Below are 22,986 nucleotides of genomic sequence, written 5' to 3' on the forward strand. Positions count from 1 at the left end.
CAGTTGCAACAACAACCACACCAGAAGGAAGAATAGTGTGGGCTGGCGTTAATTAAAGTCTTTTTTATCAAAGCGCGAGCCACGCAAGCTGTCTTTAACCTTTTTCAGGTTCTCGCGAAACTTACTGCCGCGGCGCAGGGTAAAGCCGGTTGCCAGAATATCAATCAGTACTAGCTGTGCCACCCGTGATGCCATCGGCATATACATATCAGTATCTTCCGGTACATCCAGTGACAATACCAGCGTACATTCTTTTGCCAGCGGGCTTTCATAGGCAGTAATACCAATAACAGTGGCATCATTTTCTCGCGCAATAGCAGCGATATCACACAGGTTTTTGGTGCGCCCGGTGTGGCTGATACACACCACGACATCGCCTTCGGCACTGTTAATGGCACTCATGCGCTGCATCACGATGTCGTCAAAACACACTACCGGCACATTAAATCGGAAGAATTTATTCTGCGCATCGTGCGCTACCGATGCCGAAGCACCTAGGCCAAAGAACGAAATCTTTTTTGCCTGTGTCAGTACATCAACTGCACGGTTAATCGCATTAATATCCACGCGCTGACGGGCAGTATCCAGTGCTGCCATGGTAGATTCAAAGATTTTTGCGGTATAGGCTTCCGGGCCGTCTTCTTCTTCAACATGGCGGTTAACGTAGGGGGTGCCGTTAGCCAGACTTTGGGCTAGATGCAGTTTAAAGTCAGGGAAGCCTTTGGTATCCAACCGGCGACAAAAGCGGTTAACAGTAGGTTCGCTTACGTCGGCCATCTTTGCCAGGGCAGCGATACTGCTATGAATAGTCGTTTGCGGGTTTGCCAGAATCACGTCGGCTACCTTGCGCTCTGACTTACTAAAACTGTTTACGCTATTGACGATCTTTTCCAGCACGTTCATCCGCTTATTCCTGACTTATAATTAGCCTGCTTTGGGGTGTAACATTGAATGTAGCCCTTCAGATCTGTTGTCAAAACGGTATTAAATTTACCACAAAACCACAGATACGTTGCTAAGGCTGCCTTATTATATAAGAATAGTCAAAACATTACGCAATCTGTAATTTAATTACAAGATATCCGGTTTACAACCCGGTTATGCTGCGCTAGTATGGCCTAAGTGTTGTAAAATTACATCTATATCAAGGGTCAGTTATGACAACCACAGCACAGAATTCGGCATGTGATTTAATTTTATTCGGCACCAAGGGTGACCTGGCCCGGCGTAAGCTGCTACCTGCAATGTATCAGCTGGAAAAAGCCGGCTTACTCTGCGCGGACTCGCGTATTATCGGTGTCGCCCGTGACGAGATGTCTACTGATACCTACGCTGAGCTGGTGTTAACCAACCTGAATAAGTTTTTAAAAGAGCCACTTGATAACGAGGTTTGGCAGAAGCTGCAGCAAAAACTGCTGTATGTGCAGCTGGATTTAACCAGTGAGGCGGACTATTGCAAGTTAAGCGCCGTGACTGACAGCGCTAAACGGGTGCCGGTCAGCTATTTTGCCACGCCGCCCTCATTATTCGGCGCTATTTGTAAAGGCCTGGCTGCAGTTGGTTTGGCAAATGAGCCGGCACGGGTTGTGCTTGAAAAACCCATCGGACACGACTTAGCCTCCTCTAAAGTAATTAACGATCAGGTGGCAGAATTCTTTAAAGAAAGCCAAATCTACCGTATTGACCATTACCTGGGTAAAGAGACGGTACTTAACCTGCTAGCGCTACGGTTTGCCAATGCCATTTTTGCTGGTAATTGGGATCACAATTCGATTGATCATGTACAAATTACTGTAGCAGAAGAGGTGGGTGTAGAAGGGCGCTGGAGCTACTACGATGATGCCGGTCAAATGCGCGACATGGTGCAAAACCATTTGCTACAGGTGTTATCCCTGATTGCGATGGAGCCACCAGCGCGGTTGGACGCCGACAGTATTCGTGATGAAAAACTTAAAGTGCTCAAAGCGCTGCGCCGTATTGATATCAGCAATATTCAGGAGAAAACCGTGCGCGGTCAGTACGCCAGTGGTTTTGCCGGCGGTAAAGCGGTACCAGGTTATCTGGAAGAAGAGGGCGCCCGTGCCAACAGCAAAACCGAGACCTTTGTCGCTATTAAAGTAGATATCGACAACTGGCGCTGGGCGGGTGTGCCGTTTTACTTACGTACCGGTAAGCGCATGGCCACTAAACTTAGCGAAGTGGTGATTTGCTTTAAGCCGCAGCCGCACAACATTTTCCGCGCCACTTATAGCCAGTTGCCGTCGAATAAACTGATTATTCGCCTGCAGCCGGATGAGGGCGTAGAAATTCAGGTGCTGAATAAAATTCCAGGCTTAGGCGAACACATGCGCCTGCAGGAAACCAAACTGGATTTAAGTTTTGACGAGACCTTCAAATCTCAGCGTATCGCCGATGCGTATGAGCGCTTGCTGCTGGAGGCAATGCTGGGCAATCAATATCTGTTTGTGCGCCGTGACGAAGTCGAGCAGGCGTGGAAGTGGGTAGATGGCATTATTAATGCCTGGAAAACCAGTAACGAGCCGCCGAAGACCTATCAGGCGGGCAGTTGGGGCCCGGTCGCGGCTATCTCAATGCTGGCACGTGACGATCGCAACTGGGAGGAATAAGCATGATGCAACTAAATCAGTTTGCTGATACCCAGGCTCTAAATGCTGAATTTGCCAAACGCCTGACTAATATTTTACAGCAAGCCATTAATGAACGTGGCGAGGCCTATCTGGTCGTTTCTGGCGGTAAAACACCGCAGGCATTGTTTAACACGCTAAGCCAGACATCGTTGGCGTGGGATAAAGTCACGGTGCTGTTGGCCGATGACCGCTGGCTGGATGACAGCCAGGCCGATTCTAATGAACGGCTGGTTAAAGCCACCTTGTTACAACACAACGCCAGTGCCGCACGTTTTATCAGTTTATATGCCAATACTCCATCTGCTTTTGATGGTGCAGCGCAGGTGCTTGAGCGGGTGAAAAACTTACCCACCTTTGACGCTGTGATCCTGGGCATGGGTGAAGATGGCCATACCGCGTCATTATTTCCCTGCTCTGAGCAGATTACACAAGGTCTGGCTGCCGATGCGCCGGCCGTGTTGGCGGTAGCGCCTACCACCGCACCTTATCAGCGCATCTCGTTAAGCGCAGCGCGGCTACTGAACAGCCGCCAGCTGTTTTTGCATCTGGTGGGCACCAATAAGCTTGCCGTTTTGGATAAAGCCATGGCTGGGGATGATGTCTATGCCATGCCAATCCGCGCCTTTTTACAGCATCCGGTCGCAACGGTCACCGTGATGTTCACCGCTAACTAGGGGATAGTAATGGATCCTGTAATTCAAAAAGTAACGGACAGAATTATTGCCCGTAGCCAAAAAAGCCGTGAGATTTATCTGCAGCGCCTGGAGCAGGCACGCTTAAAAGGCCCGCATCGTGGCGTATTAAGCTGCGGCAACCTGGCGCATGGTTTTGCTGCCTGTAATAAGCAGGACAAAGCCGATCTGCGTAGCCTGACCAAAGCCAATATCGGTATTATTTCATCTTACAACGACATGTTATCCGCACATCAGCCTTATGAGCATTATCCGGCGCTGATTAAGCAAGCAGTAAACGAAGTGGGCAGTGTGGCGCAGTTTGCCGGTGGTGTACCTGCGATGTGTGACGGTGTTACACAAGGTCAGCCGGGCATGGAGCTGAGCTTACTAAGCCGCGATATTATTGCTATGGCGGCGGCGGTTGGCTTGTCACACAACATGTTCGATGGCGGCCTGATGCTGGGGATTTGCGATAAAATCGTACCGGGTTTATTTATGGCAGCGATGAGTTTTGGCCATCTGCCGTTTGTATTTGTGCCAGCCGGCCCTATGCCTTCAGGGATACCGAATAAAGAAAAAGCCCGCGTGCGCCAGCTGTATGCTGAGGGCAAAGTGGGTAAAGAAGAATTACTGGCGGCAGAGTCAGCCTCTTATCACTCTGCTGGTACCTGTACGTTTTATGGTACTGCCAACTCTAACCAGTTGGTGGTTGAGATGATGGGCCTGCATTTACCCGGCGCCTCTTTTGTTAATCCGGGCACGCCGCTGCGCGACGAGTTAACCAAGGCTGCCGCGCGACAAGTTACCCGTCTGACCGATTTGGGCACCGAGTATCTGCCAGCCGGCAAAATGATTGACGCCAAAGCCATAGTCAATGGCATAGTCGGCTTACTGGCCACCGGTGGTTCAACCAACCACACCATGCATTTAGTGGCTATGGCCCGCTCGGCTGGTTTTATTGTCAATTGGGATGATTTTGCTGAGCTTTCTGCAGCAACACCGCTACTGACGCGTATTTACCCTAATGGTCAGGCCGACATTAATCACTTCCAGCATGCTGGCGGTATGGCGCTGTTGATCCGTGAATTACTTGACGCCGGCTTATTACACGAAGACGTACAAACCGTCGCCGGCCCAGGCCTGCGTCGCTATACTCAGCAACCGGTGCTGCAAGATGGCAAGCTGCAGTGGGTGGATGCACCGAAAACCTCTTTAGATCTCGACGTACTAGCTAGCGTGAAAAAGCCCTTTAAAGCGCACGGCGGTCTGGAAGTGTTATCAGGTAACGTTGGCCGCGGGGTGATTAAAACCTCAGCACTGCGTGAAGGCACCGAAGTGGTCAAAGCGCCCGCAGTAGTGTTTTCCAGCCAACATGAGCTGGACGCTGCCTTTAAAGCGGGCGAGTTGAATAAAGATTGTGTGGTGGTAGTGCGCTTTCAGGGCCCTAAAGCCTGTGGCATGCCAGAGCTGCATAAATTAACGCCGCCACTTGGCGTGTTGCAGGACCGCGGATATAAAGTGGCTTTGGTAACCGATGGCCGTATGTCGGGTGCATCGGGCAAGGTGCCGGCTGCTATCCACGTCACACCGGAAGCGGTGGATGGCGGCAATATCGCCCGCATTCAAAATGGCGACATGATTTTGGTAGATGGCCTGACCGGCAAGTTGCAGGTATTGGTGCCGGAAGAAGAGTTTGCCAAACGTCAGCCAGCCACTATGGACATGTCGGCCAGTTATTTCGGTATGGGCCGTGAGATGTTTGGCGCGCTGCGCAGCCAATTAACCGGAGCCGAGCAGGGCGCCTGCAGCTTGTTTACCACGGAGGAGCACTTACATGGTTAAGCTGCCTGCCTATGCAATAGTAGCCGACATTGGCGGTACTAATGCCCGTTTTAGCCGGGTGGCGTTGGACACCCTGCAGCTGGACAAGGTTGCGGTTTACCCCTGTGCTGAATTTGCTACTTTGGCTGACGCCCTGACGCATTATCAGCAGCAACAACAGCTGACGGATCTTAAGCATGTGGCGATTGCCATTGCATGCCCGGTGACTAGCGATCAGGTCAGCATGACTAACTTTCACTGGCAATTCTCCATCAGCACCATGCGCAGCCAGTTAGGTCTAGCCGCGCTGGAAGTGATGAATGACTTTACTGCTGTGGCCATGTGCCTACCTGCCCTTACTGCTGCACAAAAAGTACAGCTTGGTGCGGGTAACGCATTGCCGGGTAAACCAATGGCGGTACTGGGTGCTGGCACAGGGCTTGGCGTTGCCCATTTATTACCGGTAAACGAGCAATTTATTCCGTTACCCGGTGAAGGCGGCCACACAGATTGGGCTGCACAAAACGAGCAGGAATGGTTTATTCAGCAGATGCTGGCCAAAGAATACGGTCATGTCTCGCCTGAGCGGCTGTTGTCTGGCCCCGGCTTGGAAGCCATTTACAAAGCCCTGGCACTATATCGTCAGCAGGTGGTATCACCGCTTAGTGCAGCAGAAATAGCCCGTCTTGCTCTGGCGAATGAGTCAGAGCTTGCCAGCGCGACTGTGCAGCAATTTTTTGCCAGCTTGGGCAGCGTCGCCGGTGATTTAGCCTTAACGCTCAGCACTTTTGGCGGTGTCTACATTGCCGGTGGCATAGTGCCCAAATTATTACCTCTGATTGCGCAAAGCGAGTTCAGAGTCCGTTTTGAAGCAAAAGGCCGGTTTAGCGCATTCAATCGCCAGATCGCCACCTATGTCGTGACCGCAGAGCAGCCCGGTTTAGTGGGTGCCGCGGTATACCTGAAACAATCTTTGGCGAGTAACTGATATGGCATTTGATAACTGGCAACTTCAACCCGGCACCTTATTCGAGATGGGGCCTGTGGTTCCTGTAATTGTAATTAAAGACTTAGCCGATGCGGTGCCTATGGCTAAAGCCTTGCTAGCCGGTGGCATTAAAGTGTTGGAAGTGACACTTCGCACTCCCGTCGCGTTGGATGCAATAAGGCTACTTGCCGAACAAGTGCCGGATGCGGTTGTAGGTGCCGGCACCGTTACCACAGCGGCACAATTACAACAGGTAGTAGAAGCTGGCGCCAAATTTGCCATCAGTCCTGGACTGACCCGCGAGTTGTTGCAGGCAGGGAAAGACGCGGCTATTCCGCTTATTCCGGGTATTGCCAGCATTTCAGAGCTGATGGAAGGCACAGGCCTTGGCTACAGCCACTTTAAATTCTTTCCGGCAGAAGCGGCTGGCGGCGTGAAAACGTTAAAATCCATTCATGGCCCTTTTGCTGATATTCGCTTTTGCCCAACCGGTGGCATTAATGAGAAAAACTTCCGCGACTATCTGGCGCTGCCCAATGTCAGCTGTGTCGGCGGCTCCTGGATAGTACCAGACGATGCGGTAGCTGCAAAAGACTGGGGCCGGATAACAGAGCTGTGTCAGGCAGCAGTGGCGCAAGCCCGCGGCTAATCTACTCGCCGCGTAAAAATCTGCTAAAACGCCCGGTTTAACCGGGCGTTTGTTTTGAGTTAACCGCTAAATCAGCGTATAGTAGCGCACTTTTTACGCTGCCTGCCTGTTGAAGGTCGGCAACACACTGTTTTAACCTGCTTTGGAACACAACGTGATATCAACTGCAAACATTACCATGCAATTTGGCGCTAAGCCGTTGTTTGAAAATATCTCCATTAAATTTGGCGAGGGTAATCGCTATGGTTTAATTGGTGCTAACGGCTGTGGTAAGTCGACCTTTATGAAGATTTTAAGCCGTGAGCTGGAGCCTACCTCTGGTAATGTGTTTGTAGAACCGAACCACCGTGTTGCCAAACTGCATCAGGATCAGTTTGCCTTTGAGCAGTATTCGGTCATCGATACCGTGATCATGGGCCATGCTGAGCTTTGGGCGGTAAAAGAAGAGCGCGACCGCATATACGCCAGTAGTGAAATGAGTGAAGAAGACGGCATGAAAGTGGCCGATCTGGAAGTCGCCTTTGGTGAAATGGACGGTTATACCGCCGAATCACGTGCTGGCGAGTTGTTAATTGGTGTTGGTATTCCGGTAGAGCAGCATTTTGGCCCGATGTCGGCCATTGCCCCAGGCTTTAAACTGCGGGTGTTGCTGGCACAGGTACTGTTTGCTGATCCGGAAATTATGCTGCTGGACGAACCAACCAACAACCTGGACATTAATACCATTCGCTGGTTAGAAAACGTGCTGGCCGAGCGTAACAGCACTATGGTGATCATCTCGCACGACCGTCACTTTTTAAACAGTGTCTGTACCCACATGGCTGATCTGGACTACGGCGAGCTGCGCTTATATCCGGGTAACTATGACGAGTACATGTTTGCCGCCACTCAGGCTCGCGAACGTTTGTTGGCCGACAACGCGAAGAAAAAAGCCCAGATTGCTGAGCTGCAGACCTTCGTCAGCCGCTTCTCAGCCAATGCGTCTAAAGCCAAGCAGGCCACCTCACGTGCCAAGCAAATTGATAAAATTCAGTTAGAAGAAGTAAAAGCCTCCAGCCGGGTTAACCCTTTTATCCGCTTTGAGCAGCAAAAGCAGTTATACCGCTTAGCGCTGGAAGTAGAAGGCCTGAATAAAAGCTTTGGCGAGCTTAACCTGTTGAAAAATCTAGGCATGACTATCGAAGTTGGCGAAAAAGTGGCCATTTTGGGCGCCAACGGTATTGGTAAATCTACTTTGCTTAAGTGTCTGGTCGGCGACTTGACGCCGGAAGCTGGCAGTGTGAAGTGGTCTGAAAACGCCAATATCGGCTACTATGCGCAGGATCATGCGCATGAGTTTAGCGAAAACATCAGCCTGTTCGACTGGATGAGCCAATGGAAACAACCCTCAGATGATGAACAGGCGATACGCGGTATTTTAGGCCGTTTGCTGTTTTCTCAAGATGAAATTAAGAAATCGGTTAAGGTGTTATCCGGTGGTGAAAAAGGCCGTATGTTGTTTGGCAAACTGATGCTACAACGGCCAAATATTCTGGTGATGGACGAACCAACCAACCATTTGGATATGGAGTCAATAGAGTCGCTAAACCTGGCACTGGAGCATTATAAAGGCACCTTGTTGTTTGTCAGCCATGACCGCGAGTTTGTCTCAAGCTTAGCCAGCCGTATTATTGAAATTACCGACAAAGACGTACGTAACTTTGTCGGCAGCTATGAAGAATACCTGGCCGCCCAGGCGGTGTAGTTGCGTTTAGCGACGCTTGAAAGCCGGCCTAGTGGCCGGTTTTTTATTACCTTGAATTTGGTACCTGATGTCCCCATGTCTTTGTTAATGCAGCTAAACCGGTGACACATTGTTTTTTATGACTGAGCATTAAAACTCACCAGCATTGTGCTATGTTCTTTCACGTTGCCGGATAACCCAGAGGACCTAAGATGAAAATTAATATTGGTATTAATGAAGAACAACGCAAAGCCATTGCCCATGGCTTGTCGGTATTGTTGGCTGACACCTACACACTTTATTTAAAAACCCACAATTACCACTGGAACGTGACAGGCCCCATGTTTCAAACACTGCACACCCTGTTTGAGACCCAGTATAACGAGCTGGCACTGGCAGTAGATGAAATTGCTGAACGTATTCGCGCGTTAGGGGAGTTTGCACCGGGTTCTTATAAGGAATACGCCAAACTCACCAGCATCAAAGAGGCCGATGGCATACCTACAGCAGAAGAGATGATTAAAGATCTGGTTAAAGGCCAGGAAGCCATCGCTAAAACGGCACGCTCAATTGTACCCACTGCCGATGATGCGTCGGATGAAGTGACCTTAGACTTGCTAACACAGCGCATGACAGTGCATGAAAAAAATGCCTGGATGCTGCGTTCATTGGTCGCCTAAGGTGTGATTCTGCCGGGGGACGGCGTCCGTCGTCCCTGCCTTACACATTTTCTTACAGCTTTGCCTGCTCTGGTCGCAAAAAACGCTAAGTATTTCGGTCTAAAGCTTGTAAAATCTGCGCCAGCAGTAACACTTAAAGCTGTTAAGCCGTATCTGACAGCTATTGGAGATCTCAGCAGATGAAAGCCTTGCAATATGCGCAGAATGTTGCGGAACTCTTTGCTTTACCCGAAGGCTATTTACGCGTTAAGCAGTTGATGGACTCTGAAACGGCAAGTCTTGATGAGATAGCTGAAGTTATCATGCTTGATCCGGTGCTGACCTCCAAGCTATTGAAGCTTGCTAACAGCGCCATTTATAACTTACCTTATCAGGTAGAAAGTGTTAGCAAGGCCCTGTTAGTGCTGGGGAAAACGCAGGTCTATAACCTGGTGATCAGCATTGGCATAGCGTCAGCCTGCAGCAAAATCGACACCTCAGCGATTGACCTGGAGCGGTTTTGGGAGCAAAGCATTAATGCGGCGCTTATCGCCAAGTTTTTAGCCCAAAATTGCCAGTTAAAGCCAACAGACAGGTATTACGTTGCCGGCCTGCTGCACAATATTGGCGAGATGGTGCTGTTGCACAACAATGCAGAGCTTGCGCATCTCTGCCAGGATTACTCGGCTGATGAAAAGCCCTGGCAGCGCCAGCAAGCCATACTGGGCTGTACCTATGCCGAATGTGGTGCTGAACTGTTACATTTGTGGCAATTACCCGACAGCATAGTCGAGCCGGTAGCACTACAGCATAGTCATAAATTTGATCCGAAAAACAAGGCTCAATTGGTTATTTACCTGGCGGTGCGTTTAGCACTGGCCAACCAGCACCCAGAGCTATATTCCAGTCGGCAACTGGTCGATCCATTTGTACTGGAATTGCTAGACCTGACTCAGCAGGATATCATCCGCGCCATTGATTTTTGTAACACTGAGGGGCTGTTTATCTTGTCTGTCTTAAACCCCCGCATCAGCACCATTTATTAATTTTCTCGCCAGCACTGTCGGTAGGCAGCGCTTGGTCGGTTTCATTTAGATACTCATGAGCAGTGCAATGAAAAAGTCTCCGCTGTATACCGCCTATGCCGGTTCCGCTTTACTGGAAACCCCCTTATTAAACAAAGGCAGCGCCTTTACCGCTGAAGAGCGTTTGGCCTTTAACCTGGCTGGTCTGCTACCGCCACGTTTTGAAACCATTGAAGAGCAGGTTAGCCGCGCTTACCTGCAATACAAAAGCTTTGATACTGCTATTAATAAGCATATATATCTGCGCGCCATTCAGGATAATAACGAAACGCTGTTTTACCGCTTATTGCAGCAACACCTGGAAGAGATGCTGCCAATTGTTTACACCCCGACAGTGGGTGATGCCTGCGAGCAGTTTTCGGACATATACCGCAGTGCCCGTGGTTTGTTTATCAGCTACAACGACCGTTATCAGTTGGATGATGTGCTGCGTAATGCTACCAAGCGCAAGGTAAAGGTGATTGTCGTAACAGATGGCGAGCGCGTGCTGGGTCTGGGCGATCAGGGCATCGGTGGTATGGGCATTTCTATCGGCAAGCTGTCACTCTACACCGCTTGTGGTGGTATCAGCCCGGCGTATACCTTACCGGTGATGCTGGATGTGGGCACCAATAATGAAAAACTGTTAAACGATCCTATGTATATGGGCTTGCGGCAAAAGCGTGTTAGTCAGGCTCAATACGATGAATTTGTCGATCTGTTTATTCAGGCGGTTAAACGCCGCTGGCCAGAGGCTATTATTCAGTTTGAAGATTTTGCCCAGCCAAACGCCATGCCGCTGCTGCAGCGTTACCGCGAGCAGGTGTGCTGCTTTAACGACGATATTCAGGGCACGGCTGCGGTAACAGTAGGCACCTTGCTGGCAGCCTGTCGAACCAAAGGCGTTAAATTATCAGCACAAAAAGTGGTATTTGTTGGTGCCGGCTCGGCCGGTTGTGGTATCGCCGAGCAGGTGATTAGCCAGATGGTGGCCGAGGGTATTAGCGAGCAACAGGCCCGTAGCCAAATTTATATGATTGACCGTTTTGGCCTGCTAACCGACACCACACCGGGCCTGCGCGATTTTCAGCAAGCGCTGGTGCAATCGTCAGAAGCTATTGCCGAGTGGAGCTACAGCAGTGAGTACCCCAGCCTGCGCGATGTAATGAACTGTGCAAAACCCGGTGTATTAATTGGTGTATCCGGTCAGGCCGGCTTATTTACCGAAGCGGTAGTGCGGGCAATGAAAAAAGGCTGTGAAACGCCGATCATATTCCCGCTGTCAAACCCGTCACGCCAGGTTGAAGCCACACCAGAGCAGGTCATAAGCTGGACTGAGGGCGATGTGATTATCGCCACCGGTAGCCCGTTTGCGCCGGTAGCATACAAAGGTAAACGCTACCCAATTGCGCAGTGCAATAACAGCTATATTTTCCCCGGTATTGGCCTGGGGGTCATTGCCTGTAAAGCCCGTATTATCAGCGATGAAATGCTGCGTGCGGCCAGTAAAACATTGGCTGAGGCCTCACCGCGGGCCAATACCGGCGAAGGCGGCTTATTGCCTCCCTTTACTGAGCTGGCTGAATTAAGCAAAAAAATCGCTTTTAATGTAGCCAAAGTGGCGATGCAGCAGGGCCTGGCATTAGAGCTTGATGATGCACTGCTACAGCAGAAAATTGACGACAATTTCTGGACGCCGCAGTACCGCCAGTATAAACGTGTCAGCGCCTGACGCTGACAAAGCTGGTTACAAATTGTTTTAGACTAACGCCAGTTCTAAGGGTAGGCTTGTTGGGTTTATAACCAAAACAACAAGGACCCTTTTATGCGTAAGTCTCTGTTAGCGCTGGCAATAGCCGGTATTATCAGCGGTTGTGGCCCGGCGCCTCAGCCGCCTGCTGCACAACAACCCGCGACTACACCCACGATAGAAGTTGCTGCGGCGCAGCAATCAGAAACCGAACGGCTTAATCAGTGGTTTGAAGAAAAATACGAGCAGCAGCTGCAGCAAAGTCCGCTGCAAATGACCTTTTTAGGCCGTAAAGATAAGTACGACCAAGTTGATGATACCTCAGTTGCTGCAGAAGATACCCAGCTAGCCTGGCTGGCCGACAGTGTGGCAGAGTTAAAAGCAAGCTTTGATTACAACAAACTCGATTTAGAAGCGCAGACCTCCTATGACATCTGGATTTACCAGTATGAACAGGCTAAAGAGGGGGTACCATTTCGTAAAAATGCGTATATTTTCACCCAGATGCAGGGTATTCATGCCATGCTGCCGCAAATAATGATCAACTTTCACAAGGTTGATACCGCTGAAGATATGCAGGCTTACGTTAAACGGATAGAAGGTATCAGTCGCGCTATCACCCAACTGCTGCAGCGCGCGCAGGATAACGCCAGTCACGATGTTCGCCCGCCTAAGTTTGCCTATGACGGTGTACTAGACCAAATTACCAATCTGATTAACGGCGCCCCTTTTACTGATAGCGAGCAGGACATCCCACTATGGAGTGATGCTAAGGGTAAAATTGATGCTTTAGTAAAAGCCGATAAACTGAGCGATGAGCAGGCGCAGCAGTTAACGGAGCAAACCCGTGCCGCACTGCAAAGCCACTTTTTACCGGCCTATACGGCATTAAAACAATGGCTAGAGCAGGATGTTGCGAAAAGCGATAAGGTAGCCACCGGCGTGGGCAAGCAAAAAGACGGTAAAGCCTTTTATGACTACCGTTTAAAAGTGTCAACCACCACGGACTTAACCGCTGAGCAAATTCATCAGATTGGCTTGGACGAAGTTGATCGCCTGACAGCAGAAATGATCGCCATAAAGGACAAAGTCGGCTTTAAAGGTGATTTAAAGGCGTTTTTCAAATTTATCAAAGACGATGATCAGTTTTATTATCCGGATACCGATGAGGGCCGCGAAGGCTATCTGGAAGACTCCCGCCAATATCTGGCTTTTATTAACGAAAAACTGCCTGAATATTTTGGTATTTTGCCCAAAGCCGATTTAATCGTAAAACGGGTAGAACCGTTTCGCGAGCAACCCGGTGCGGCCCAGCACTACTTCCCCGGCACACCAGATGGCGCTAGGCCAGGCATTTACTACGCACATTTATCCGATATGCGCTCTATGCCGAAAAATGAAATGGAAGCCATTGCCTACCATGAAGGCAACCCAGGGCACCATATGCAAATTTCTATCGCACAGGAGCTGAAATCCGTGCCTACCTTTCGTACTCAAGCCGGCTTTACTGCTTATGTAGAAGGCTGGGCACTGTATTCAGAGCTGCTAGCCAAAGAGATGGGCGCTTATCAAAACCCGTATTCTGATTTTGGCCGCTTGATTACCGAAATGTGGCGGGCAGTGCGATTGGTAGTGGATACCGGCCTGCACAGCAAAGGCTGGACCGAGCAACAAGCCATTGATTACTTCCTGGAGAAAACGCCGATTGCCGAGGGCGCAGTGATTTCCGAAGTGCGCCGCTACATTGTTTGGCCAGGCCAGGCAACGGCCTACAAAATTGGCATGATTAAAATACTTGAGCTTCGTGCCAAAGCACAGCAGCAGCTGGGCGACAAGTTTGATATTCGTGCCTTTCATGACACCATTTTGGGTGGTGGTGCGCTGCCGTTAAATGTACTGGAAAAGCGGGTAGATAACTGGATAGCCAGTGTAAAAGCCAGCTAAGCCAGTCCGCTCTGACTAAACCTTAAAGCGCAGCAGCGTTTTAGCGGTAATTAAAGGCTGTTCATCGCGTATGAGCAGCCTTTTTTGATCATGTCTTTCTGATTTCCGTATAGTAAGCAGCCATTTAACCAGCGCTTGGTAAAGACACCGTAAAGAGCCTTGAAGGCGCCAGATCGGAATTCGTATAGTAAACGCTGCTTTGCATCATACTGAATTAAAGGAAAAAACATGAAGTTGACACGTCGGCCGTTATGCCAACTCTTCTGTCTGTGGGCATTGCTGATGCTGCCAGCAGTCCAGGCTCAGACGGCAGGAGCAGGCCGCGCTGCTCAGGTGATCACTCAGGCCGTAACCTTTGAGCAGCAAAGTAGCCGGGTAGAGGCGGTTGGCAGTGCTGAGGCAATTCGCTCTGTGGTGCTATACCCAGCGGTGGCCGACAGGGTTACAGCGATTAACTTTGCGCCCGGGCAGCGGGTAGAGAAGGGCCAGGTTTTGTTGGAGCTGGACTCACGCCGTCAGCAAGTGGCTGTTGAGCGCGCCACTATTCAGCTGCGCGATGCACAGCGCACAGTGGCACGGCTGCAGGAAAGCCGTGAGCGGGGCGCTATTGCGCAAAGCGTGTTAGACGATGCCATTACCGCCCGTGACTTACTGCAAGTACAGTTGGCTGAGGCAAAAACTGAACTGGAAGACAGAGTGGTGCGGGCGCCCTTTAGTGGTGTCGTCGGCTTGACTGATGTTGAGCCAGGCGACCGCATCAACCTGCAAACAGCGATTACCACCATAGATGATCGGTCAAAGCTACTAATTAACTTTAACGCGCCGGAAGATGCCCTACCCATTGTCCAGGGCAATGCCAGCGTTCAACTTTCTCCTTGGCAAGCGCAGGGCACTAGCATTAGCGCTGAAATTGCTCAGGTCGACTCACGCATTGACAGCAGTAGTCGCAGTATCCGCGTGCGGGCGCTGCTGGATAACAGTAGCGACAGCTTTCGCCCGGGCATGAGCTTTCGTGTGCAGTTACAACTGGCAGGTGAGTCTTATGCGGTAGTACCCGAAGCAGCATTGCTGTGGGGCGCTACCAGTGCTTATGTCTGGCTGGCTGAAGAGGGCAAAGCCAAACGGGTAGATGTGCAAATTAAGCAGCGTTTAAGCGGGCGTTTGTTGGTGGCTGGCAAATTAACCGCCAATGACCAACTGATTGTAGAGGGCGTGCAAACGCTGCGCGAAGGCCAGCTTGTACGCGCCGTCAATCAAAGTGCTAGCCCAACAGAGGTTGCCGCACAATGAAGCTGCAAAACCCTTTAAACGACCTCCCGTCTTTATCTATTCGCCGGCCGGTACTCATTGTTGTACTCAATCTGCTGATCATTATCGCGGGTATTGCCGCGTTAAACGCGATTGAAGTGCGCGAACTGCCTGATGTCGACCGGCCCATCGTTTCCGTCACTGCTGCTTACCCCGGTGGGTCACCAGAGACGGTCGATACAGAAGTCACCAGTAAATTAGAGGGCGCTGTCGCGCGCGTTAGCGGCGTTAAATCAATTAATGCCTCAAGTGAAGAAGGCAGCTCGCGCGTGCGGGTAGAGTTTCGCCCGGGCATCAACCTTGATGATGCGGCTAATGAAACCCGCGAAGCAGTAAGCCGTATTCAACGGGAGTTGCCGGATGCGGTAGAGCGGTTAGCCATAATTAAAGCAGACAACGATGCCGAGTCAGTGGTGAGTCTGGCAGTGTCCAGTTCCAGCTTAGATTTAGAAACCCTGACCGAACGGGTCGAAACTGATTTAGCGCCGTTATTTTTAAGCGTGCCGGGCGTGGCCGATGTGCGCTTAAATGGCGATCGTGAGCGTGTACTAAGGGTATTGTTAGATCCGCTACGGCTAACCAGCTTTAACCTGGCGGTAACAGATGTCGCGGCCGCACTGCGCCAGGCGCCGTTTGATGTGCCGGCCGGTAGCATGAAATCAACCGATCAGCAGCTGATCGTACGGGCAGATGCCACCTCAGTTACGGCAGCTCAGGTAGAAGACATTATTATCAGTGGTAATACCCGTATTGGTGATGTCGCTACGGTCTATTTTGGCCCGGCTGATGCGCAGAGTTTAGTGCGTTTGGATGGTAAGCCGGTAATCGGCTTAGGCGTAATCCGCCAGGCCCGCTCTAACACCATTGAAATATCTGATGAAGTGCTGGCACTGGTTAAACAGTTACAAACTCGCTTTCCCGAGCTGGAAATCCAGGTAACAGCCGATGATGCCGAATTTATCCGAAGTTCAGTACAGGAGGTGTTCACCTCGTTATTACTGACGATAGTGCTGGTGGTCGCTACCTTGTGGCTGTTTATCGGCTCGGGTCGCGCCACTATAGTGCCGGCGTTATCTATTCCGGTATCGCTGATTGGTGCGTTGGCCGCAATCTGGTTGATGGGCTTTTCCATCAATATTTTAACCCTGCTGGCATTGGTGCTGGCCACCGGTCTTATTGTCGATGATGCCATTGTCGTGACAGAGAATATTCAGCGCCGCCGTGCTATGGGCCTGGGTGCAAGGGCAGCCGCAGTCATCGGCACACGGGAAGTGTTTTTCGCGGTTATCGCCACCACCGCAGTATTGGTCGCAGTGTTTGTACCTATTGCTTTTTTACCCTCAACTGCCGGGCGTTTGTTCCGCGAGTTTGGCGGTGTGCTGGCCGTGTCGGTGATTATCTCTTCGTTTGTCGCTTTATCACTGGTGCCGGCGTTAACTGCACGCTTACCATTAAAAGCCGCCAGTGCCAATATGCTGTCCGGGTTGGGACAACGTTTGGTTAATCTGTATCAGCGCAGCCTGTATTTTTCGCTTGATAAAGCCTGGTGGATCTTTGCCGCAAGCCTTGTGGCAGCGGTTGCGGCGTTAAGTTTATACAGCCAGTTAGCCAGTGAGCTGATGCCGAGTGAAGACCGCGGCAGCGTGCGAATTTTTGCCCGCGGCCCGGACGGTGTTGGCTTAAACTTTATGGACCGCCAGGCCGACCAAATGGAGGACATCTTACTGCCGTACGTCAATGGCGGTGATATTGACTCAATTTATACCGTCGTCGGCCAGTGGGATCCAAACCTGGCATTCATTACAGTACCGCTAAAACACTGGGATGAGCGCTCGCGTTCGCAGCAAGAAATTATAGATGAAATTCGCGGCCCGCTGGCTGCTATTCCCGGTGCACCGGCGCGGGCCTTTGGCTCTAACAGTTTAAACCTGCGCGGCCAGGGCGGTGGCCTGGAACTGGCATTAACCGGTTCCAGTTATGCTGACATTTTTGCCGCAGCCCAGGCCTTTGCCAAAGTAGTACAGCAACAGCTGCCTGAACTGGGTACACCACGTATTTCTTATCAGCCAACTCAGCCACAGCTACGGGTAAATATCGACCGGCGCCGGGCACAGGAGCTGGGGGTGCCGCTGTCTGATATCGCCACCACCTTGCGCGTGGCCATTAATGGTGATGATTTGGCCGATCTTAACGTTGGCGATCAGGCCATCCCCATTATTTTGCAGGCACAAACCGAGCGCATTAATGATCCCGCCGATCTGGCCAATCTGTATGTTGGCTCAAGTTCTGGTGCTCTGGTGCCGCTATCCAGCCTGGCGACCATCTCGGAAGAAGGCGTGGCAGCCGAGTTAGAGCGCCAGGCCCAGCGCCGGGCGATAGAGCTTGATATGGAATTGCCACCCGGCCTGCCACTGCAACAGGCCGTAGAGCAACTGCGCAGCTTGGCCGAGCAACATTTACCCAGCGATATCGGCCTGATTTTCTTAGGTGAGGCCTTGACATTTGAAGAAACCGCCCGCGAGGTTACGCTGACCTATGTGCTGGCATTTATCATTGTGCTGTTAGTGTTGGCAGCGCAGTTTGAGAGTGTTAACAGTGCTGTAGTGGTGATGATCACAGTGCCTTTTGGTATTGCTGCGGCTATTTTTGCGCTGTTTTTAACCGGCACCTCTATTAATATTTACTCGCAAATTGGCCTGGTAATGCTGATCGGACTACTGGCCAAAAATGCTATTTTATTGGTCGAATTCGCCGATCAGCTGCGCGATCAAGGCTATGATGTGCGCAAAGCGGTAGAACAAGCCGCGGCGATACGCTTACGGCCTATTGCGATGACGCTGTTATCGACGTTATTAGGCGCGCTGCCGCTGATTTTATCCAGCGGTGCAGGTGCTGAAGCTCGTAATGCCATCGGCTGGGTGGTGTTTGGCGGTTTGGGCTTGGCGGTGGTGTTTACCTTGTATTTAACGCCGGTGCTTTATCTGGCGCTGGCCCGTTTTGCCAAACCCAGAGCCGATGAAAGCAAACAACTGGAAACCGAACTGGCGCAGGCTGAACAACTTGAGTGATCCACAACAACCCGGAGGCAGCTATTAATAACCCCCAAGCGGCTGATGCTATTGCTCTTAAAGATCCCGGCTTAAATGATCTGTGGTTTTTACCGCTGGGCGGCTGCGGCGAAATTGGCATGAACCTGAATTTATACGGTCATGCCGGCCGTTGGTTAATGGTGGACTGCGGCGTAACCTTTAACAATCCGCTGTCGCCAGACTACGAGCCCAATAGCCCCTTAGCGTCGGCCGAGGTGCTGGCCGCCGATCCCGCCTTTATCAGTGCCCGGCGCGATTTACTCTGCGGCATTATTATTACCCACGCCCATGAAGATCATATCGGTGCCTTGCCGGCATTATGGCCACGCTTGCAATGCCCGGTCTACACCACGCCGTTTACCGCTGAAGTGCTGCGCCGTAAACTCTCCGGCACCGGCTTGGCACAGAGCATGCCGATTATTGAAGTGGCCTCCGGCGGCACCGTCAATATCGGCCCTTTTACCGTGCATTTTCAGGCCATTACCCACTCTATTCCTGAGCCACAGGCGCTTATTATTAAAACCAATGCAGGTAAGGTATTTCATACCGCTGATTGGAAAATGGATGCCAGCCCCATTACCGGCCGCGCGTTTAAAGCCGCGCCCTTTAAACGCTTGAGTAATCAAAATATTACCGCCATGGTGTGCGACTCCACCAATGCGCTGCGTGATGGCTTTTCCATCTCAGAGTCTGACTGTGCGAGCGCGCTGGAGCAGGTAATAGCGCAAGCCACAGGACGGGTAGTGGTAACCAGCTTTAGCTCTAATGTTGGCCGGTTAATATCACTGGCGCGCATTGCCGCTAAAACCGGCCGTTATCTGGCGCTAATGGGCCGCGCATTACACAATATGGTCGGTGCAGCGCGGGCAACCGGTTATTGGCCGGCTGAGCTCACGCTTGCCGATGCCGAGCACATAGGCTATTTACCCAAAAACGAAGTATTGGTGCTGGCCACCGGCTGTCAGGGTGAACCCCGTGCAGCACTCAATAAACTGGCCGACGACAGACACCCGCAGTTATCACTGGAGCGCGGCGACCTCGTCATTTTCAGTGCCATTATCATCCCCGGCAATGAAATGCTGATAAGCCGCCTGGTAGATAAGTTTCGTGCCCGCAACATCGACACGCTGCAAAAACACGACACTGAGCTGCCAATTCACGTGTCTGGCCACCCATGTCGGGGCGAGCTGGATTTGCTGTATCGCTGGGTCAAGCCGCAGCTGGCTGTGCCGGTGCACGGTGAAGCACAGCATATGGCAGCCAACAGCGAGGTGGCCAAAGCCGCAGGTGTTAGCCAGCAATTAACCGGTAAAAACGGTGATCTGTTTGTGTTGGCACCCAAACCACGGCTATGGCCGAACTTTGCTAAAGCAGGGCGCATTGCCATAGTACGTGACTGATAATCGCACCAGGGGCGAGACCTGGCTGTGCCACTGAGCCATAACCCCGGAATCAGCGTACTAGCAGCAACTGCTATGTAGGTTATTACGCCTGTGATATTTCACCTGGTATTGGAGTCTTATGTCATCGTCGCATTCAAAAGTGCCGGTAAACCGGTTGTCACGCTTGGGTAGTTTAGCCTCATTAGCTGGTCGGGTTGCCGGCGGCATGCTCGCCGAAGGTGCCCGACAGCTGGCCAAAGGTGAGAAGCCCAATAAAGCCAGCCTGTTGTTAACCACCGACAACCTGCGTCGGGTAGCAGATAAACTGGCACATTTGCGCGGCGCAGCAATGAAAGTTGGGCAATTGTTGTCGATGGATGCCGGCGATGTACTACCGCCTGAGCTGGCGGAGATCCTATCCAGGCTGCGTGCCAACGCTAACCCAATGCCTCCCAAACAATTAACCCAGGTGTTGCGCACTGAACTTGGCGAAAACTGGCTTAACCATTTCAGTGATTTTCAGTTTGTGCCGCTTGCTGCAGCTTCTATCGGCCAGGTGCATTTGGCCTATCATGATGATGGCCGCAAACTGGCGGTTAAAGTGCAGTATCCGGGCGTTAAAAGCAGTATAGACAGTGACGTCGATAACGTAGCGACCTTGCTACGTGTCAGTGGTTTATTACCGGCCTCGGTAGATTATAAAGGCCTGTTACAAGAAGCCAAACAGCAGCTTAAACAAGAGGCTGATTACACCCGTGAGGCAGGCTTTTTAATGCGTTATCAGCAATTACTGGCCAGCGATAACCGTTATTTGTTGCCACAAGCCTTACCTGAGCTTTGTAGTGCTAACTTGCTAACGATGACCTATGTTGACGGTGTACCCATCGAGTCATTGCAACATGACCCGCAGTCGGTTCGCGACAGGGTAATGCAGCAATTGTTTAGTTTGCTGTTTCGCGAGCTGTTCGATTTCAAGCTGGTGCAAACCGATCCTAATTTTGCTAACTACCTGTACAACCGTGACAGCGCACAGCTGGTACTACTGGATTTTGGTGCCTGCCGCGATTACCCGGCTAAAGTGAGTAACGCGTATCGAAATTTATTTGCCGCCGCTATACAGCAAGACAGCATAGCGCTGGAGCAGGCACTGACCGATATCGGTTTTTTTAGCCAGCATATTTTACCGGCACAAAAACAGGCGGTGTTAGCACTGGTGCAACTGGCGTGCGAGCCGCTTCAGCACAATGGCGAGTTTGACTTTGGCCAAAGCGACTTAGCCAGCCGGCTGCGTGATGCCGGCACTAAACTGAGTATGCAGCAAAACTATTGGCACACACCGCCGGCCGATGCACTGTTTTTACACCGTAAAATTGCCGGTTTATATTTGTTAGCGGCGCGGTTAAAGGCCCGTGTTGATGTGCGACTGCTACTGCAACCTTTTTTAGTCACGGAGCATCCATGAAATCAGGCCGCTTACTTGCCCTCTGCAGTTTGCTGTTAATGAGCCCGCTTAGCCGCGCAGACCAAGCGGCATTACCGCTGTGGGAAGCGGGTTTGGCAGGTATTAATATAAACCAGTTGGCCTACCCGGGCTCTGATCACATAGTTCGGCGTAACTTTGTGCTGCCATATTTGGTGTACCGGGGCGATATATTGCGTGCCGATCGCAGTAATGTTGGCCTGCGCGCGCTTAAAACCGACAGGCTTGAGCTGGATGTCGGCTTTGCCGGTGCACTTGGCTCATCAGATGGCGATATCGCTGTACGGAATGGCATGGCTGATTTAGGCACCTTGATAGAGCTTGGGCCCAGGTTACGTTGGACTTTAAGTGAAAACCTGTTTGGCGCCAGGCTACGGGCAGATTTTCCGCTACGGGCGGTATTTGATATTGAAGACCGGTTTAAGCACAGCGGTTTTAGCTTTGAGCCTGGCCTGGTCAGTGACATAACAACGGACAGTGGCACCTTTTATTCGTTTAATGTCAGTTCGGTGTTTGGCAGCGAAAAACTCAGTGATTATTTTTATCAGGTGACGCCAGCCGATGTTACCGCACAACGCCCCTTGTTTGATGCCAAAGCCGGCTTAATTGCGCTACGCACCGGCTTTACGGTAGGCAAAAAATTCTCTGATAAATGGCGGGGCTTCGGCTTTGCCCGCTATGAGTGGACCACGCCGGCAAAAAACGCCGATAGCCCGCTGATCGTTGCCAACGGTGGCTGGTCTTTTGGCCTTGGCGCAACCTATATCTGGGCGCAATCTACCCAAACTGTAACAGACTAGCGCCGTATGTAACGGCACCAGCTGTTCACAATCACTCTTTTATCGGCGGATTTTATCAAAGTCGGCACTGCTGTGACGCTCTGGTAGCTGAGGGCCATCACCCCAGTTGCGGTTTACGCTATAGCCGCGCTTTACCGCTGGTCGCTCGTCAAGCTGTTTGGCCCAGCGCAGCACATGTTTATAGCTGGCAACATCGAGAAATTCTGCTGCATCGTACAAGCGGCCCAGCACCAGGCCACCATACCAGGGCCAGATCGCCATATCCGCAATGCTATATTCGTCGCCGGCAACAAAGGCGTGTTTAGCCAGCTGTTTATCTAACACATCCAACTGGCGTTTGGTTTCCATCGCATAGCGGTTAATCGGGTACTCGTATTTTTCTGGCGCGTAGGCATAGAAATGACCAAAGCCACCGCCAACAAAGGGGGCGCTACCCATCTGCCAAAACAGCCAGTTTAACGCTTCGGTGCGCTTAGCCGGTTCGCTGGGTAAAAAAGCACCGAACTTCTCGGCCAGATACAGCAAGATAGCGCCCGACTCGAACACCCGGCTGCCGTTGGTCGTATCCAGCAGTGCGGGAATTTTGGAATTGGGGTTAATCTCTACAAAGCCACTGCCAAATTGGTCGCCATCTTTAATACTGATAAGCCAGGCATCGTACTCTGCACTGGTTTTGCCAAGCTCAAGCAGTTCCTCCAGCATAATGGTGACTTTTACGCCATTAGGCGTTGCCAGGGAATAAAGTTGTAGCGGTTGTTTGCCTTTGGGTAGGGTTTTCTCGTGCGTAGCGCCCGATATTGGCCTGTTAATGCTGGCAAACTGGCCGCCATTGGCAGCATCCCAGGTCCAGACTTTAGGCGGTGTATACGGTGAACTCATATTTGCTCCTATTAACTTGCTGATAGCCGTTGCAAAAGCCTTACTACTACGTTGATATGGGTAAAACAGCGCAAAAATACAAGCCAAGCGGCTGATCCAGACAGCGTTTTTACAACTAAGCCATAACA

General features: G+C 51.2%; 17 protein-coding genes. 15 read left to right on the plus strand and 2 right to left on the minus strand.

The window, feature by feature from the left end:
- Positions 1-48: 48 nt before the first annotated feature.
- Entirely contained in the window at positions 49-903 is an 855-nt protein-coding gene (locus ABGI61_RS12745; protein WP_347601658.1) for a MurR/RpiR family transcriptional regulator, read from the minus strand.
- Between the two features lie 254 nt (positions 904-1,157).
- Here ABGI61_RS12745 and zwf point away from each other — a divergent pair, with 254 nt between their 5' ends.
- From zwf to ABGI61_RS12820, 15 genes are all read left to right on the plus strand, one after another.
- Complete coding sequence (zwf, locus tag ABGI61_RS12750) at positions 1,158-2,627, plus strand: glucose-6-phosphate dehydrogenase (RefSeq protein WP_347601660.1); 1,470 nt, start codon at positions 1,158-1,160, stop codon at positions 2,625-2,627.
- A 2-nt stretch (positions 2,628-2,629) separates the two neighbouring features.
- On the plus strand, positions 2,630-3,322 hold the full coding sequence (gene pgl, locus ABGI61_RS12755; protein WP_347601662.1) for a 6-phosphogluconolactonase: 693 nt from the start codon (positions 2,630-2,632) through the stop codon (positions 3,320-3,322).
- Positions 3,323-3,331: 9 nt separating this feature from the next.
- The gene (gene edd / locus ABGI61_RS12760; RefSeq protein ID WP_347601664.1) at positions 3,332-5,164 is read left to right on the plus strand and encodes a phosphogluconate dehydratase; all 1,833 of its coding nucleotides are present in this window, start codon (positions 3,332-3,334) and stop codon (positions 5,162-5,164) included.
- Positions 5,157-6,131 (plus strand): glucokinase, encoded by a 975-nt coding sequence (locus ABGI61_RS12765; protein WP_347601666.1) that lies wholly within the window; start codon positions 5,157-5,159, stop codon positions 6,129-6,131. Before edd ends, ABGI61_RS12765 begins: the two co-directional genes overlap by 8 nt.
- Position 6,132: 1 nt before the next feature.
- Entirely contained in the window at positions 6,133-6,780 is a 648-nt protein-coding gene (locus tag ABGI61_RS12770; protein WP_347601667.1) for a bifunctional 4-hydroxy-2-oxoglutarate aldolase/2-dehydro-3-deoxy-phosphogluconate aldolase, read from the plus strand.
- 154 nt (positions 6,781-6,934) lie between these two features.
- Complete coding sequence (locus tag ABGI61_RS12775; RefSeq protein WP_347601669.1) at positions 6,935-8,524, plus strand: ABC-F family ATPase; 1,590 nt, start codon at positions 6,935-6,937, stop codon at positions 8,522-8,524.
- Between the two features lie 191 nt (positions 8,525-8,715).
- Positions 8,716-9,183, plus strand: coding sequence for a Dps family protein (locus ABGI61_RS12780; protein ID WP_347601671.1), 468 nt, complete (start codon positions 8,716-8,718; stop codon positions 9,181-9,183).
- Positions 9,184-9,362: 179 nt separating this feature from the next.
- The gene (locus tag ABGI61_RS12785; protein WP_347601673.1) at positions 9,363-10,208 is read left to right on the plus strand and encodes an HDOD domain-containing protein; all 846 of its coding nucleotides are present in this window, start codon (positions 9,363-9,365) and stop codon (positions 10,206-10,208) included.
- Between the two features lie 67 nt (positions 10,209-10,275).
- The gene (locus ABGI61_RS12790; RefSeq protein ID WP_347601675.1) at positions 10,276-11,958 is read left to right on the plus strand and encodes an NAD-dependent malic enzyme; all 1,683 of its coding nucleotides are present in this window, start codon (positions 10,276-10,278) and stop codon (positions 11,956-11,958) included.
- Between the two features lie 93 nt (positions 11,959-12,051).
- Complete coding sequence (locus ABGI61_RS12795) at positions 12,052-13,920, plus strand: DUF885 domain-containing protein (RefSeq protein ID WP_347601677.1); 1,869 nt, start codon at positions 12,052-12,054, stop codon at positions 13,918-13,920.
- A gap of 228 nt (positions 13,921-14,148) precedes the next feature.
- Positions 14,149-15,210 (plus strand): efflux RND transporter periplasmic adaptor subunit, encoded by a 1,062-nt coding sequence (locus tag ABGI61_RS12800; RefSeq protein WP_347601679.1) that lies wholly within the window; start codon positions 14,149-14,151, stop codon positions 15,208-15,210.
- Positions 15,207-18,296, plus strand: coding sequence for an efflux RND transporter permease subunit (locus ABGI61_RS12805; RefSeq protein WP_347601681.1), 3,090 nt, complete (start codon positions 15,207-15,209; stop codon positions 18,294-18,296). Before ABGI61_RS12800 ends, ABGI61_RS12805 begins: the two co-directional genes overlap by 4 nt.
- Positions 18,293-19,717, plus strand: coding sequence for a ribonuclease J (locus ABGI61_RS12810; protein ID WP_347601683.1), 1,425 nt, complete (start codon positions 18,293-18,295; stop codon positions 19,715-19,717). The genes ABGI61_RS12805 and ABGI61_RS12810 overlap by 4 nt, the downstream gene beginning before the upstream one ends.
- 121 nt (positions 19,718-19,838) lie before the next feature.
- Entirely contained in the window at positions 19,839-21,161 is a 1,323-nt protein-coding gene (locus ABGI61_RS12815; RefSeq protein ID WP_347601685.1) for an ABC1 kinase family protein, read from the plus strand.
- Positions 21,158-21,979, plus strand: coding sequence for a MipA/OmpV family protein (locus tag ABGI61_RS12820; RefSeq protein WP_347601687.1), 822 nt, complete (start codon positions 21,158-21,160; stop codon positions 21,977-21,979). Before ABGI61_RS12815 ends, ABGI61_RS12820 begins: the two co-directional genes overlap by 4 nt.
- A gap of 39 nt (positions 21,980-22,018) precedes the next feature.
- Here the strand turns inward: ABGI61_RS12820 and yghU are convergent, their stop codons facing one another.
- Positions 22,019-22,858 (minus strand): glutathione-dependent disulfide-bond oxidoreductase, encoded by an 840-nt coding sequence (gene yghU, locus ABGI61_RS12825; protein WP_347601689.1) that lies wholly within the window; start codon positions 22,856-22,858, stop codon positions 22,019-22,021.
- Between the last annotated feature and the right edge of the window lie 128 nt (positions 22,859-22,986).

The sequence above is a fragment of the Rheinheimera fenheensis genome, assembly GCF_039871805.1.
Taxonomy (GTDB): Bacteria; Pseudomonadota; Gammaproteobacteria; order Enterobacterales; family Alteromonadaceae; genus Alishewanella; species Alishewanella fenheensis.